We start from the raw sequence: 15717 nt of genomic DNA, 5'->3' as shown, positions 1-15717 counted from the left end.
GAGTTGAAATGTGGCTATAATTGATAACATCAATAATAAGCTGGGGGACGAGCTGAAACAGTCTCTCAAGAATGCTGGGAAACTGAGGGTTGCAGCCTCCTGCTTTTCTATTTATGCCTTTGAAGCCCTGAAAAATGAACTCCAGATAATCGACGGCCTGGAGTTTATATTTACCGCCCCTACATTTACGCCTAATCAGGCCGCAGATAAAATGCGCAAGGAAAAGCGTGAATTTTTTATCCCGAAAGTTGGCCGCGAAAGCAGCCTTTATGGGTCTGAGTTTGAGATTAAGCTCAGAAACAAGCTGACCCAGCGTGCGATTGCCCGTGAGTGCGCAGCATGGATCAGGCGCAAGGCCACCTTCAAGTCCAACAACAGTAAGGCCTCCATGCCACAGTTTGCATGTATCGAAGGCAAGGACAGAAATTCGGCCTTTATGCCACTGAATGGCTTTACAGCCGTGGACCTGGGGTATGAACAGGGCAACGCGGTATTCAATTATGTCCATAAAATTGAAGAACCCACGCAGGCAGCAACCTACCTTCAGACCTTCGACCAGATTTGGCATGACACCGAAAAGCTGGAAGATGTCACAGAGATCATCTGCGAGCATATTGAAAGCGTCTATCAGGAAAATTCGCCGGAGCGGATATACTTTCAAATCCTCTACAATATTTTTAACGAATTTCTGGACGATATTAACGAGGACGTCCTGCCGAATGACCTGACAGGCTACCAGGATAGCCTGATCTGGAAAAAGCTGTTTAATTATCAGCGCGACGCAGCCACAGGCCTGATTAACAAGCTCGAAACCTATAATGGCTGCATCCTGGCTGACAGCGTGGGGCTGGGCAAGACATTCACTGCCCTTGCCGTGATGAAATATTATGAGTTGCGCAACAAATCTGTGTTGCTTCTATGCCCCAAAAAGCTGGCCGACAACTGGCTGACTTATAATCGCAACCAGAAGAACAACATCTTTGCAGGCGACCGCTTTAATTATGATGTTCTCTGTCATACGGACCTGTCCCGCGACAGCGGTGACTCCTTCGGCACCAATCTGGCGCTTATCAACTGGGGCAATTATGATCTGGTCGTCATCGACGAAAGCCACAACTTCAGAAACAATGACGTCTACAAGGACAAGGAAACCCGGTATCAGAAGCTGATGAACCAGGTGATCAAGGCTGGCGTTAAAACAAAGGTTCTGATGCTCTCGGCTACCCCTGTGAATAACAGGTTTACCGATCTCAGAAACCAGCTGGCGCTGGCCTATGAAGGCCACTCTGACGACCTCAGTCAGAAACTGAAGACCTCCACCAGCATTGAAAATATCTTCAAGCGCGCTCAGGCCGCTTTCAATGAATGGTCAAACCTTCCGCCAGAGCGCCGCACGGCTGAAACCATTCTGAAGGCGCTGGACTTTGACTTCTTCGAGCTTCTGGACAGTGTGACAATTGCCCGCTCCCGCAAGCATATTGAAACTTTCTATGACACCAAGGACATTGGGAAATTCCCTGAACGTCTGAAGCCAAAATCGCACCGTTGCCCCCTGACCACACGGACAGATGTGATGGGCCTGAATGACATTGTGGGCCAATTGTCACTTTTGAAGCTCTGCGTCTATGCCCCTATCAGCTATATCCTGCCAAGTCGTCTTGCCAAATATGAAGACCTCTATGACACCGAAGTTGAAGGCGGCAAGGGCAAGCTGCGCCAGGCCGACCGGGAGCGCAGCCTTCAAGCCCTGATGACGACCAACCTGCTCAAGCGCCTCGAAAGCTCGGTTGAGGCCTTCAGATTGACGCTCAACGCCCTGAAAGAAAACCACAGCAATACTCTCAGGGCGATTGAAGGGTTTAATGCAAGCGGCAGCGCCATTGATATCGATGATTACACCGCTGGCCTGGGTGGGCTTGAGGCTGATGATGATGACCTTTCTGGCCTTGGTGAATTTACTGTGGGCAAGAAGATACAGATCAGCCTGGCGGATATGGATGTGAAGTCATGGGAGCATGACCTGAAAGCAGACATGACGCTTATTGATGACCTGCTTCAAAATATGCGGAAGATTGCGCCAGAGGATGACGCCAAACTTCAACACCTGCATGCCCAGATCAATGACAAGATCAACAATCCCATAAATACGGGCAATAAGAAGGTCATCATTTTCACGGCATTCGCGGATACGGCGGAGTATCTTTATAAAAACCTCGCCCCAGCCATGCTTTCACAGCACAGGCTCAACTCAGCGATATTGACTGGCAACCGCTATACTTCAAACCTTGGCAAGTTCTATGATTTTACATCACTGCTGACGCTCTTCTCTCCAAAGTCCAAGGAAAAGCATATCCTCTTTCCGAATGACACCAACGAGCTGGATATCCTGATTGGTACCGACTGTATTTCAGAAGGCCAAAACCTTCAGGACTGTGACTATCTGATCAATTACGATATTCACTGGAACCCCGTTCGCATCATTCAGCGCTTTGGCCGCGTTGACCGTATTGGCTCGCCCAACGATAAAATCCAGCTGGTCAACTATTGGCCTGACATTACACTGGACGATTATATCAACCTGAAGGAACGGGTTGAAAACCGGATGGTCATCGCTGATGTAACCGCAACAGGTGACGATAACGTCCTGACCGCCAAAAGCAGTGAGATTGCCTACAGGAAAGACCAGCTCCGCCGCCTTCAGGATGAAGTGATTGAGCTTGAGGATGTCAAGACAGGCGTATCAATCACAGACCTTGGCCTGAATGACTTCCGCATGGACCTGCTGAATTATGTCAAAGAGAATGGCGACCTGAGCGACATGCCCAAGGGTATGCATGCCGTGGTGCCCGTGAATGAGGATAAAGGCCTGCAAGAGGGCGCGATATTCGCCTTGCGCAACATTAATCATGAGGTGAACGTCAACCAGCAAAACAGGCTGCACCCCTATTACCTGGTCTATATCAACAAGGATGGTCAGATTATCGCTGACCATACAGAGGTCAAACGCCTGCTTGATCTGATCCGCACCAGCTGCAAGGGCAAATCAGAGCCCATCAAGGATATCTGCAAAATATTCAATGACCACACCGATGATGGGCGCGATATGCAGGAATATTCCGACCTGCTAACCCAGTCCATCCAGTCAATGATTGAGGTCAAGGACGAAAGGGACATTGACAGCCTGTTCAGCGGAGGCAAAACCACTGCCCTGATCAATACCATTGCAGGCCTTGATGATTTTGAGCTGATTGCCTTCATCGTTATTCAGGGGGATGCATAATGTCCCCATTTTTCAACTATCCAGACAGCGCCAAATATGGCCGCATGGTGCCGAAATCCAAGATTTATGAGCATGCCAAGGCCTCAATCCGGCTGAAGGATCTCTTTATTGAGCAGGTCGACAAAATCACCTGGGCCTATAAACTGGCCCCTGAGACTATCAACATCAACGCCACCAGGTCTGTCCCGGAAATTCAGGTCTTTGAAATCAGGTTAAAATCGAATGCGCTGCACAAGGACATCCTGACTGCAATTGACAAGGCCATTCCCTTTCCATTGATTTTTGAACTCGTTCACGGCGACAGGCGCAAGATGGTAGCCACCTACAAGCGGCAGAATGAAGCCGACAAATCCAAATGGGTGATCAGTGACCATTTGGAGTCGGCCTGGCACAAGACGCCTGTTGAACGCTCAAGCCTGCCACCTACGCTTGACCTGAAGGCACTTTATGAAAAATTGTTGGCGCCCCTGTTCCCTGACGAGGTGGCCCCGGAAGCCCCCATGCAGGCCCGCATTGACAGGCTGGAAGAGATAAAGGCACAGCGCAGGGAAGTGGAAAATATTGAGGCCAAATTGAAGAAAGAGAAGCAATTTAAAAAGAAAGTTGCTATCAATGCCACTTTGCGGGATGCGAAACAAAAACTAAAAGAATTGGAAAAATTAGATAATATTTCCAGGGCTGAACAGGCAATTTAAGGGTCAATGATAATGGAAAAAATGAAAATGCACACGCCCAACCTGACGGATGACAATATTCTGAAGATCAAGGATTTGTTCCCGTCAGTGGTGACAGAAGCGAGAGATGAAGACGGCAAGATCAAGCTGGCTGTGGATTTTGACCAGCTGAGGCAAGAGCTATCTGACCATATCGTTGAAGGTCCCCAAGAGCGTTATCACCTGAACTGGCCTGGCAAGCGCGAAGCCCTGTTGACAGCTAACGCCCCAATTGCAAAAACCCTGCGGCCTTGCCGTGAAGAGAGCGTGGATTTTGACACCACGAAAAACCTCTTTATCGAAGGCGATAACCTTGAAGCCCTGAAACTACTCCAAGAGACTTTCTTGGCAAGCATTAAGATGGCTTATCTAGATCCACCATATAATAGGAAAAAGGGTGAAAACCTTGTTTATCGAGATGATTTTACCGGTAATTCCTACGAATATTTTGAACAAACAAATCAGATAAGCGAGGCAGGTGAGCAGCTAGTTGCTAACACTGAGTCCAATGGACGATTTCATTCTGACTGGCTGAACATGTTGTATCCACGATTACGAATTGCACGAAACATCCTGTCCGATGAAGGTGTTGTATTGATTGCAATAGATGATTCAGAAACATCCAACGTTATTCAGCTCTGCAATGAGGTTTTTGGCGAGAATAACTTTGTTGGAACACTGATCTGGAAAAACGTTACCGACAATAATCCAACAAATGTTGCTATTGAGCATGAAAGCATTCACATCTACGCGAAAAGCAAACTCCAACTTGAGAATGTATGGAAATCATCTGTTTCGGCTATAAAAGACGCCCTAATCGAGGTCGGGAATACACTGTCACAACAATTTCCTTCACAAGATGAGCTTCAAGCAGAATATACAAAATGGTTTAGGGAAAACAAAAGCCAGTTGGGCCCTTTAGATAGGTATAAATATATTGATCATGGAGGTGTCTATACCGGTAGTCAGAGTGTACATAACCCAGGATCAGAAGGTTATCGCTATGACGTGCTGCATCCAGACACAGGGATGCCATGTAAAGAGCCATTAATGGGATATCGCTTTCCCAAGGAGACTATGGATAAGCTACTTGCTTCTGGAAAAATTCTCTTTGGCTCCGACGAAAACAAAATCATCGAGTTGAAAGTCTATGCTCACGAATACAAAGATAAATTGTCTAGTGTATTTGAACTGGACGGTCGTACAGGTCCTTATGACCTGAAGACGCTTTTTCCTGAAGCGAAAAAAGTGTTTTCAAATCCTAAACCTGTTCAATTACTTAAAAAACTGGCGTCATTCTGTACACACGATGACGCGGTATGTGTTGATCTATTTGCAGGATCCTCGACCCTTTCACAGGCTGTCATGGAACTAAATGCCGAACAAGGAAGCTCCCGTAGGTTCATAAGCATTCAGTACCCTGAGAAAATAGAGCCAACTACCAAAGACGCCAAAGAGGCTCTGGCATTCTGCGAATCTTCGGGCACTAAACCTTATATTTCTGAGATATCAAAAGAGCGTATCAGACGAGCTGGAGAAAAGGTACGAGGTAGCGGTCATCATAAGGACTGGAACAAAGACGTTGGCTTCCGCGTGCTGAAAATCGATACGTCTAATATGGCGGACGTCTACTACCGTCCTGATGAGATCAAGCAGGGTGACCTTCTGGCAACTGTCAGCAATATCAAGGAAGGGCGCGACAATCCTGAGGATTTGCTATTCCAGGTCTTGCTCGATTGGGGTGTTGACCTGACCCTGCCGATTGAAAAGAAATCTATCCGAGGTAAAGACGTCTACTTTGTTGACCAGAATGCACTGGTGGCCTGTTTTGACACAGGAGTTACAGAAGAACTGGTGAAGGAAATCGCGGGGCATGCGCCACTCCGTGTTGTCTTTAAAGATAACGGTTTTGTCTCTGACTCGGTGAAGATCAACGTGGATCAGGTCTTTCGTCAGCTTTCCCCGTCAACCGAAGTGAAATCCATTTAAGGGGCAAGCCATGAAGATTAAATTCAAGGTTCAGCCTTACCAGACAAATGCGGTTGAAAGTGTTGTGGACTGTTTTGCGGGCCAGCTTTTCAACGATAATATCAATTATATCATTGATAGAGGCGTAGTCAAAAAGGGTGAATATTATCGCCCAGATTCTGAATATGAAGGTTTCAAAAATACCGACCTGCAACTGACTAATGCGAAGCTGCTGGATAACATCCGGGATGTGCAGCGCCGCCAGAATATCCCGCTTTCTGATGGTTTGCAGTCCTACTGGGACGCAGAAAAAAACAAGGCCATGCCCAAGGGATATATTGCGGGGTGTGATATCAACCTTGATGTAGAGATGGAAACCGGGACGGGTAAAACCTATTGCTATATCAAAACCATTTTTGAGATGAACAAACGTTATGGCTGGTCAAAGTTCATCATCATGGTGCCAAGTATTGCTATCCGTGAGGGGGTCTATAAATCCCTTCAAATGACGGCAGAGCATTTCACGGAAGGCTACGGCAAAAAAGCGCGTTTTTTTATCTATAATTCCAAGCGCCTTCATGAGTTGGAAAGCTTTTCCAGTGACGCAGGCATCAATGTCATGGTCATTAACATTCAGGCCTTTAATGCCAGTGGTGCCGATAACCGCCGGATTTATGATGAGCTGGACGATTTCCAAAGCCGACGCCCCATTGATGTTATCAAGAGCAACCGCCCTATCCTGATTTTGGATGAACCGCAGAAAATGCAGGGTAATGCGACACAAAAAGCGCTGCCAGAATTTAATCCGCTATTCATCCTGCGCTATTCCGCCACCCACAAGGTGGTGCATAACCGCATTCACCGCCTCGATGCGCTGGACGCCTATAACCAGAAGCTGGTAAAAAAGATTGCAGTGCGCGGTATTCAGATGCGCGGCCTGGCAGGCACAAATGCTTATCTCTATCTGGAATCCATTGAAATATCCAAGCAAGCGCCAAAGGCGCGGCTGGAAATGGAAGTAAAGCTGGCGAGCGGCGAGATTAAGCGTCAAGTCAGGTCGTTCACGGTAGACACCAACCTTTATGATGAATCGAATGGGCTGGATCAGTACCGTGGCTTCACCATTTCCCAGATCGATTACAACAAGGATGCGGTTGAGTTTACCAATGGCGTCACCCTTACTGCCGGTGAAGCAACAGGTGATGTGAATGAAGACCATATTCGCCGCATACAAATCCGTGAAACCATCAAGGCCCACCTTGAAAAGGAAAAGCAGCTCTTCGCCCAGGGCATCAAGGTCTTGTCGCTCTTCTTCATTGATGAAGTTGCCAAATACCGGGACTATGACCAGCCAGAAGACAAAGGCGAATATGCCCGTGTCTTTGAGCAGGAATATGAGGCCCTGCGGGATGAATATCTGTCTGAGTTGGCAATCGATAATGAAGACTACCGAAAGCACCTTGCTGGCATAGACACTGACAAGACCCACAATGGTTATTTTGCAATCGACAAGAAAACCAACCGTATGACCAACCCCAAAACCGGGGCGCGGTCAGTGGATTCCGATGACGTTGATGCCTATGACCTGATCCTGAAGGATAAGGAGCGGCTACTTTCCTTTGCGGAGCCTACCCGCTTTATCTTCTCCCACTCTGCTCTGCGTGAAGGCTGGGACAATCCGAACGTCTTCGTCATGTGTATGCTCAAACACAGCGACAACACCATTTCCCGTCGTCAGGAAGTAGGCCGTGGCCTGCGCATATCTGTGGACCGCAACGGTGACCGCATGGATCACCCAGCAACCGTTCATGAAATTAACGAGCTGACGGTTGTTGCCAGTGAAAGCTATCAGGACTTTGTGAAGAATCTGCAAAGCGAAATCAGCGATGCCGTTGCCTCAAGACCTAAAAAGGCAGACGAGCATTTCTTCCTTGGCAAGTTTATGGATACCGAGGCTGGCAAGGTCAAAATTGACGAACGCCTCGCCCGCCAAATATACCGCTATCTGCTCAAGAACGATTATATCGATGATGAAGATCAGATCAGCGGCACCTATATTGATGCCAAAGCGAATGGCACCCTAGAAGCTCTGCCTGATGACCTCGCGCCTTATGCAGCGGAAATTATTGACCTGATTGACAGCGTCTATAGTGAGGCCGCTCTGCCGAAGATTGACGATGGCCGCAAGCCAAAGACCAATCCGCTCAATAGCAATTTTGAGAAGAAGGAATTCCAGGAGCTATGGAACCGCATTAATCGCAAGGCGGTCTACCGTGTGGAATTTGACTCTGCTGAACTGGTTGGCAAGTGCATCAGTGCGTTGGAAAGCGAGCTGAGGGTAACGCCGCTGCAATATACCATTCACACGGGTGAGCAGAAAGGCTCTATTACCGACGAGCAACTACGCACGGGTGATAGCTTCAAGGTTACCAACACCAAAACAGAACAAGGCGCTTCTGTTCATTCGTTGGTGAAATATGACCTTCTTGGCAAGCTGTCTGAACAGGTCCATCTGAAGCGCCAAACCATTGCTGAAATCCTGACTGGCATTCCGCCAGCTGTCTTTGGGCAGTTCAAACAGAACCCGGAACACTTCATTGCTGAAGCCTCGCGTCTGATTAACGAGCAGAAAGCCTCAATGGTGATCGAGCAGCTTCAATATGATGAAACAGCTGACAGCTACGATGTTGATATCTTCATGGCCAGCCAGTCAAAGCAGGACTTCAGCAAGGCGGGCGAACAACTGAAACGTCATGTCTATGACTATGCCATCACCGATTCACAGCAGGAACGCAAGTTTGTAGCAGAGCTGGACACCAGCGACGAGGTTGTTGTTTATGCTAAACTGCCCAACGGCTTCCTGATCCCGACACCTGTTGGCGATTATAACCCAGACTGGGCCATTTCCTTCAGGGAAGGCAGTGTGAAGCACGTCTATTTTGTGGCTGAAACAAAGGGATCGATGTCGTCCATGCAGCTCCGGGAAGTAGAGAAAAGCAAGATCAAATGTGCCCGAAAATATTTTGATGAGATCAACAAACGCATCGCCCATGACAACGTGAAATACGATGTTGTCACCGACTACGGTAAGCTGATGGATATTGTAGGGGTTCGGTAATGACTAAGGATCCAATCCAGGCGAGAATTAATTGGTATCAGAAACAGTTAAAGAGGCTCTCTGAAGAGGATGGCGCATCACAAGAAAGAGCTACATTACAACAGTAGATAACTGATGCTGGGTTCGAAAAACTTACAAAACAATTTAATGAAAAGGACAAAGGAGTCCTCGCTACCATCTCTCTGTCACCCGTTAGGGCCTACGACACAGAATTGATGTTGTAAACATGTGAGTGTTTTGGTTTCATCGTAGTGACGTAAGGAATGAAGATGAAAGCAAAACAAAAGACCTCAAAAGCTTCAGCAAATCGGGTGGTTAAATACATCCTTCGAGCAACCCGGAAGCGTTATAGCGCTGAAGAGAAGATCCGTATTGTCCTTGGGGAACTGCGCGGGGATGATAGCATCGCTATATTTTGGCTTAAAGAGGTTGATTAGAAAGACACGTCACTTTGCAGGTTTGTATTTGGGGGTAGGTTTGGGGGTAAAAATGAAAATCCGCTGTAACCTATTGATTTCAATAGGTCTATGGAGGAGCGGAAGGGATTCGAACCCTCGAGACATTGCTGTCAACACGCTTTCCAGGCGTGCGCCTTAAACCGCTCGGCCACCGCTCCGGTCCATAAATCGGTCTATACCCCGTGGAGGGGCAGCGGGGGCAATATAGCCAGTTTAAGCGGGAGCGCAACATAATTTCCTGCAAAAGATCAGAATTTCCTCTTTTTATCGGCCGGCCTTCCCGGCACATCCTGACCGGCAGGGGGTAAGGGCCAGCAATCACTGATCAATTCCTGTGGTGAGTACCCATAAAAAAACGGAGGCAAGCTGCCTCCGTTTTGTTTTTCGTTGGTAGTAGCGGGGGGCAATCCTTTGTGAATATGCGCCCTTATCCGTTTATTCTTCCCGAATAGTTGCGAGGAAGCTGTCAACCTGTGTGCGCAGTTCGTCTGATTGCTGCGTCATCAACTGGGCAGCACCAAGCACCTGCGACGCGGCAGCACCAGTTGAGGTAGCACCAGCACTAACATCGTGGATGATTGAGGTAACTTCCTCAGTACCGGAAGACACTTCCGCCACATTCCGGGCGATTTCCTGTGTCGAGGCATCCTGCTCTTCTACCGCCGATGCAATCGACACGGCAGTGGTTTCAATGTTGCTGATGATGTTTTTAATTTCATTCATCGCACCCACTGCTGTGCTTGTTGCCTGCTGCATGCCGCCAACCTGGCTGGAGATTTCCTGCGTTGCCTGCGCGGTCTGGTTTGCAAGTGATTTCACCTCGGATGCCACAACAGCAAAGCCTTTACCAGCGTCTCCGGCACGGGCAGCCTCGATCGTGGCATTCAGTGCAAGGAGGTTTGTCTGCTCGGCAATATCATTAATCAGATCAACCACATCCCCAATTTTGCGCGCGGCAGATTCGAGATTTGCGATATCCTGGCTTGCGCTTTCGGTTCTGTGCACCGCATCGCGTGCTGCGGCGCTTGACTGGTTTGTCTGTGTGGTGATTTCGCGGACAGACGCAGACAGTTCTTCGGCTGCACTTGCCACCATCTGCGCGTTCGAGCTTGCCTGCTGGGATGCATTGGCAACCACTTCTGTCTGCTGCGTTGTCTCTGCAGCGGTTGTTGCCATGGTCTGTGCAGATGTTTCCATCTCGCGGGCCGACTGGGACACACCTTCCACAACACCTTTGACAGAAGCTTCGAACTTGTCAGCCAGATCAAGCATGGCCTGGCGGCGTTCCTGACGGGCAGCTTCTTCCGCTTCGTAGCGCTGCTTGCGGCGTTCGCTGTCAGCGGCATCCTGCTCTTCTTTCTCGCGCTCTTTTCGGATCTGCTCTTCCTCTGCCTGACGACGCTGATCTTCCTCGAGCTTCTGACGCTCGATCGCATTCTCTTTAAAGATGCCGACAGAGCGAGCCATGTCACCTACTTCATCAACCCGGTCAACACCCGGTACGTCAATTTCCAGATTCCCATCTGCCAGAACCATCATGGTATCGGAAATAGCATTGATTGGTTTGACAACCCGTACAAGAACGACCCAGCCCGCAATGGCGCCAAGTGCGATCATACTAACGAGAATAATAAGGGAAATCGTCACATTGAAATTGGCAGAAGATACGGCATCATTGTTCAGAGACCGGGCAAGAGTGCTTGCCAGTTCGCTCATCTGCAGGATTGGCGCCGCAGCTGCACGGGACTGTTCGACCCACTCATCTGCGGTGACAGGGTAATCAGCTTCGTCAGCTTCGTCAGCAACCGCATCATCAGAGGCGCCGTAAATGTCATCCTTGGTGTAGCTGAATTCTTCAAGAAACGAAGATTGGATTTCGCCAACCAGTTTGGTGATTTCTTCTGTCGTTAAGGAAGACTTTGCAATTACCCTTGCTTCGCGGAACGCGCCCTCCACATTACCGCCGTATGTGTTCAGCGTAATCATGTCAAAGGGGCCAAATGGCTGCCGGCTCGCCACTTTTTCACCAATAGTGGCAGATTCGCGCGCAGCATATTCCCGCATCACCCAAAGCTGTGACTTAAGCCGCGTGACGGCACCAACGGCAGGGTTTTCCGGTGCAAAGTCCGTCTGCAGTGTTGCCTTAATATCGGCGGCGGCATCAATCAGGGCATTAAAGGCACGAATTGCATCGCTGCTTTTGCCTGTGCGGCCTGCCTTTGACGTCGCCATATCTGCGGAAATCTGACTGCTGACATCTTTGTAAGCCTTATAGGCGTCTAAATAGGCTTTCTTCTCGGCATTCTTTCGGGGAAAGTCAGGGAGTGCATCAAAGTCTGCTGTGGCATTCTGATGAGCCCCTTCGATTGCATTTTGCTGGATTGTTGCCTGCTGAATTAGCGAGCTGTCTGGCACCCCGTCCATGCCGTAGGCTGTTGCAACGATTGTGCGCTGGATAGCAAGAGCGTCCTGCAGTGTACTCAGTTCATCAGAATACGAGTTGATCTGCATGGCAAGCTCTGCTTTGCCTTTATTGTCAAAGGCAGTCGCCATACGAAGACCGGTTTGCACAATCACCGCCGTCAATAATAAGGCGGTAATCGCAAGTAAAAGGTTTCGTATACTAAATACTTTGTTATGTAGAATTGAATCTATAATCGACATCACTTAATCCCTGAAATATACCCCGTAACTTAATACCCTAGATTGATTCCCACTAGTAATTGCATAACACTGTTAACGAAACATAAAGCCAATTCAAAGAAACACACAAATACTATTTAAAAGAGGATAAAATTTATGCATGTAGCTTTTATGGTGTGCAGTATGGTGTCGGTATTGAAATGTTGAATACAATTGTCTTTGTGTCCGTATGAAGGTTGTTAACTTTGTTTGATCCGGAAAAACAGATGCCTGTGTCTTATGATGCTGTGGTCCTTGGTGGTGGTGCGGCGGGATTATATTGTGCCCTGACGGCTGCGCAGCGCGGGCTTCGTGTGCTGGTGATGGAACACGGTAAAAAAGCAGGGGCAAAGATACTGATTTCAGGCGGTGGGCGCTGTAACTTCACAAATGAAGAAGCACTACCTACGCGGTACATTAGCCAAAATCCCCATTTTGCAAAGTCTGCTCTTAGCAGGCATACGCACTGGGACTTTATTTCCCTGATCAGTCAGCACGGCATTACATGGCATGAAAAAAAGCTGGGCCAATTGTTCTCGGACCAGGGATCAAAAGCTATTTTGCAGGCGCTGCTTGATGAATGTTCTGCGGCTGGGGTGACTTTATTGACAGATTGCAGTGTTACGGGTGTCGAATATGGTGGGGGAAGTTATCAGCTTGCCACCACAAAAGGGGATTTCTTTGCACCAAAGCTGGTCGTCGCAACAGGGGGCCCTTCTATTCCCAAAATGGGGGCAACAGGCTTTGCCTATGATCTTGCCCGCCAGTTTGGTCTTGGTGTTGTTGATCCGGTACCTGCGCTGGTACCTCTAACCTTCTCTAACACGGATCTGGTGTTTATGAAGGCGTTGGCGGGAGTTTCCCTGGATAGCGAGGTCCGGTGCGGCACAGTTGGGTTTCGGGAAAATCTGCTGTTTACCCACCGGGGACTGTCTGGTCCGGCAATTTTGCAAATTTCTTCCTACTGGCACACAGGCGAACCACTTGTCATTGACGTTTTGCCGGGTGTTCCAGACTGCGCTGCATGGTTGCGCTCCGTGCGGGCGAAAAATCCGCAGCTACAGTTGGTGAAATGTTTGCAGGAATATCTTCCTGACCGGTTTGTCAGTGCCTTTCTGCAGCTGTATGTGCCAGAAGCGGCGGATGTTTCATTGGGGCAGATGTCCAATGTTTTGATTGATCGCCTGGTCAGTGAGCTGAAAGGCTGGACAGTCTATCCGGTCGGCACAGAAGGTTTTGCGAAAGCCGAAGTAACCCGCGGCGGCGTTAGCACAGCGGACTTAAGTTCCAAGACGATGGAAGCCAAAGAACAGCCTGGGCTCTATTTTATCGGGGAATGTGTGGATGTGACCGGGTGGCTTGGCGGCTATAATTTCCAGTGGGCATGGTCCAGCGCCTGGGCCGCTGCACAAGCGCTTTAGAAATTGGATATTTTGGGCGAAACAGGAAAATGCTGCGGGTCAATCGTAGCCTGCCCCATCACCTGCAAAAACTTTGGGACGGTCAAGCGCCAGTCTCAGATATGAAGCCCATACTTAAGAGGCTTCAAAAGTAGAAGTTTTTAGCTGCCATGGGAAAGCCCCGCCCACAGTATAAGTGCCACATATTTCAGATCATTATCTAAGCTAGTAAGTAAAGGGTATTCTCGTCCACTTGATGATGTGATCAAGCGCTTGCCGAAGCAGTATTTGATGTAAAAAAAGGGAAGATGGGTCCGGTACGTATTTCTGACCGTAAGTGGCGCGCCGGGGAGGATTCGAACCCCCGGCCCCCAGATTCGTAGTCTGGTGCTCTATCCAGCTGAGCTACCGGCGCGCATCATATACAGGGTCAAAACCGCCTGAAGCGGCTCGACGTGGGCGGAACCTAATCACATCAAATGCGGTTTGCAAGTCTTATTTCATATTTTCTTTTATTTGCCATTATTCGGCCGTAGGCGTATGGTCATATGAACCTCTAATCATGATCGGGTTTTCTTCTTAAATGCTTGGTAAATATACCTTTATATTAATTTCCTGTTTGCTGGTGACTGCGTGTGGCAGCGCGGGCAAGGACTGGCCCAAACTGACGGATCCGCTGCCTGATCCAGCAGACAGGGAGCGTGTACAGGAAACTGCTGATTCTTCCGCTGCAGAGTATCCCGTGATGGATACAGGGGAGGGGGAGGAAAAACTTAGCCCCGAGGAAGCCGCGCGGCGGCTAGTGACACTTCGTACCGACATTGAGACAGCGCGCGCAGCTTATGAAACAGCCTTAACCGCCTTTGCTGATCGAAAAACTGCACCGGATGATGTTGACCCTGCGGTGAGTGAAAGCCTGGGTGATCTGTGGCAAACAAGCCAACTGATGCTAACGCGGTTAAGCAGTGCCGTGTCACGGTTAGATACACTTACAGCACAAGAAGGTGATATGCATGCTGCCACCCGGCAGGAGGCAACAGACCTGCAGGCCGCACTGGAAGCCTTCATCGTGGCAGAACGCAAGCGCCTGACATCAGAGGAACCGGGCAGAGAACAGTAAGGTCTTCTATTATCTACGGCATAGAGCGGCGGCTTTACCGGGCACGGCAGAGTTTGGTATTATCTATCTGCATTTTCAACGGCTCGTTTCACTGCGATTGCAAGACAGTCTGCGGCCAAAGTACCGACGACGGCCAGGGTTTTTGCCTTATCCCCATCAAGCTTTTTAGCGCCTGACGACAGGGCAAAGACGGTGTCACCGTCAAAGGGGGTGTGCAGTGGGCGAATAGCGCGCGCGAGCCCGTCATGCCCCATAATTGCCAGCCGTTTGCAGGCCGCTTTATCCAGATCAAGGTTGGTCGCAATCGCGGCAATCGTGGTGTTTGCGCCTATGAACCCCAGTTTGGGCAGGGAGACATGCCCGTGTTCCACGGCCTCTCCACCTGCGATGTCAGTTCGCGGTCCAAAACTGTTAACGGCAACCAGTGCAGCGACGCAGATACCGTCGTCAGTTTGCAGGCTTGCGGTGCCCAGACCGCCCGCTTCTCCGCCGCACAGGGCACCGTATCCGGCACCAACAGAACCGGAGGCGACTGGATCATGTGTCGCTGCCTTGGCTGCATCGATACCGAGCTGCCGGTAGGGCGGTGTATCGCCCCATGCTTTATCGCCCCCATTCATCAGATCAAACAGAATAGCGGACGGCACAACGGGGACTGCGTGCGGCCCAAGGGGCAGACCAATTCCTTTTTCAGACAAAAAGCTTGTAGCACCGTCCGCGGCAGCAAGGCCAAAGACAGATCCACCGGAAAGCACAAGGCCGTGGACTTTTTCAACCAGACATTCGGGGTTAAGCGCGTCGGTATCGCGGGTGCCGGGGCCGCCACCCCGTACATCTACACCCATGGCAACCGGTGCATCCGGTAAAATAACAGTAACCCCTGTTTTAGCTGTACGGCACGCTGCCTGCCCAACCCTGATACCCCTGATATCAGTAAAACTGTCCGATGGACCTGGTTTCGCGGTAATGTGCATATAT

8 protein-coding genes, 2 tRNA genes and 1 pseudogene are annotated in these 15717 nt (G+C 49.4%); 7 read left to right on the top strand and 4 right to left on the bottom strand.

Features of this window, described 5'->3' with window-relative positions; all coding sequences use genetic code 11:
• Window positions 1–10 precede the first annotated feature (10 nt).
• The 5 genes and pseudogenes from IE181_RS01545 to IE181_RS01525 all read left to right on the top strand — a co-directional run.
• Window positions 11–3280 (top strand): helicase-related protein, encoded by a 3270-nt coding sequence (locus tag IE181_RS01545; protein ID WP_191249800.1) that lies wholly within the window; start codon window positions 11–13, stop codon window positions 3278–3280.
• Entirely contained in the window at window positions 3280–3975 is a 696-nt protein-coding gene (locus IE181_RS01540; RefSeq protein WP_191249799.1) for a DUF4391 domain-containing protein, read from the top strand. Before IE181_RS01545 ends, IE181_RS01540 begins: the two co-directional genes overlap by 1 nt.
• A 12-nt stretch (window positions 3976–3987) precedes the next feature.
• Complete coding sequence (locus IE181_RS01535) at window positions 3988–5982, top strand: site-specific DNA-methyltransferase (protein ID WP_191249798.1); 1995 nt, start codon at window positions 3988–3990, stop codon at window positions 5980–5982.
• 10 nt (window positions 5983–5992) lie between these two features.
• Window positions 5993–9079 carry a type III restriction-modification system endonuclease gene (locus IE181_RS01530; protein ID WP_191249797.1) on the top strand — a complete coding sequence of 1029 codons (3087 nt, stop codon included), beginning with the start codon at window positions 5993–5995 and terminating at the stop codon, window positions 9077–9079.
• Between the two features lie 269 nt (window positions 9080–9348).
• A pseudogene (locus tag IE181_RS01525) lies at window positions 9349–9489 on the top strand (IS3 family transposase); the annotation flags it as partial.
• A 118-nt stretch (window positions 9490–9607) separates the two neighbouring features.
• On the opposite strand, the gene IE181_RS01520 reads toward IE181_RS01525, so the two are convergent.
• Together IE181_RS01520 and IE181_RS01515 are read right to left on the bottom strand one after the other, a co-directional pair.
• Window positions 9608–9695, bottom strand: a tRNA-Ser gene (locus IE181_RS01520).
• Between the two features lie 277 nt (window positions 9696–9972).
• Window positions 9973–12201, bottom strand: coding sequence for a methyl-accepting chemotaxis protein (locus tag IE181_RS01515; RefSeq protein WP_191249796.1), 2229 nt, complete (start codon window positions 12199–12201; stop codon window positions 9973–9975).
• Window positions 12202–12446: 245 nt separating this feature from the next.
• Between IE181_RS01515 and IE181_RS01510 the strand changes: the two genes are divergently transcribed.
• Window positions 12447–13640: a BaiN/RdsA family NAD(P)/FAD-dependent oxidoreductase gene (locus IE181_RS01510; RefSeq protein ID WP_191249795.1), complete on the top strand. Its 1194-nt coding sequence runs from the start codon at window positions 12447–12449 to the stop codon at window positions 13638–13640.
• A gap of 317 nt (window positions 13641–13957) precedes the next feature.
• Here the strand turns inward: IE181_RS01510 and IE181_RS01505 are convergent.
• Window positions 13958–14034, bottom strand: a tRNA-Arg gene (locus tag IE181_RS01505).
• Window positions 14035–14202: 168 nt separating this feature from the next.
• On the opposite strand from IE181_RS01505, the gene IE181_RS01500 reads away from it, so the two are divergent.
• Complete coding sequence (locus tag IE181_RS01500) at window positions 14203–14739, top strand: hypothetical protein (protein ID WP_191249794.1); 537 nt, start codon at window positions 14203–14205, stop codon at window positions 14737–14739.
• Window positions 14740–14798: 59 nt separating this feature from the next.
• On the opposite strand, the gene IE181_RS01495 is transcribed toward IE181_RS01500, so the two are convergent.
• Window positions 14799–15713: a P1 family peptidase gene (locus IE181_RS01495; protein WP_191249793.1), complete on the bottom strand. Its 915-nt coding sequence runs from the start codon at window positions 15711–15713 to the stop codon at window positions 14799–14801.
• Between the last annotated feature and the right edge of the window lie 4 nt (window positions 15714–15717).

Source organism: Kordiimonas sediminis, from assembly GCF_014656395.1.
In the GTDB taxonomy this organism is placed as follows: Bacteria; Pseudomonadota; Alphaproteobacteria; order Sphingomonadales; family Kordiimonadaceae; genus Kordiimonas_A; species Kordiimonas_A sediminis.
Note: the sequence above shows the minus strand (reverse complement) of the source record. Positions and strands in the feature narration are given on the sequence as shown.

Excerpts from the sequence above, each read along its gene's own strand:
- IE181_RS01540 (WP_191249799.1), top strand. The coding sequence starts at position 3,280 with ATGTCCCCATTTTTCAACTATCCAGACAGCGCCAAATATGGCCGCATG.
- IE181_RS01535 (WP_191249798.1), top strand. The coding sequence starts at position 3,988 with ATGGAAAAAATGAAAATGCACACGCCCAACCTGACGGATGACAATATT.
- IE181_RS01530 (WP_191249797.1), top strand. The coding sequence starts at position 5,993 with ATGAAGATTAAATTCAAGGTTCAGCCTTACCAGACAAATGCGGTTGAA.
- IE181_RS01515 (WP_191249796.1), bottom strand. The coding sequence starts at position 12,201 with ATGTCGATTATAGATTCAATTCTACATAACAAAGTATTTAGTATACGA.
- IE181_RS01510 (WP_191249795.1), top strand. The coding sequence starts at position 12,447 with ATGCCTGTGTCTTATGATGCTGTGGTCCTTGGTGGTGGTGCGGCGGGA.
- IE181_RS01500 (WP_191249794.1), top strand. The coding sequence starts at position 14,203 with ATGCTTGGTAAATATACCTTTATATTAATTTCCTGTTTGCTGGTGACT.
- IE181_RS01495 (WP_191249793.1), bottom strand. The coding sequence starts at position 15,713 with ATGCACATTACCGCGAAACCAGGTCCATCGGACAGTTTTACTGATATC.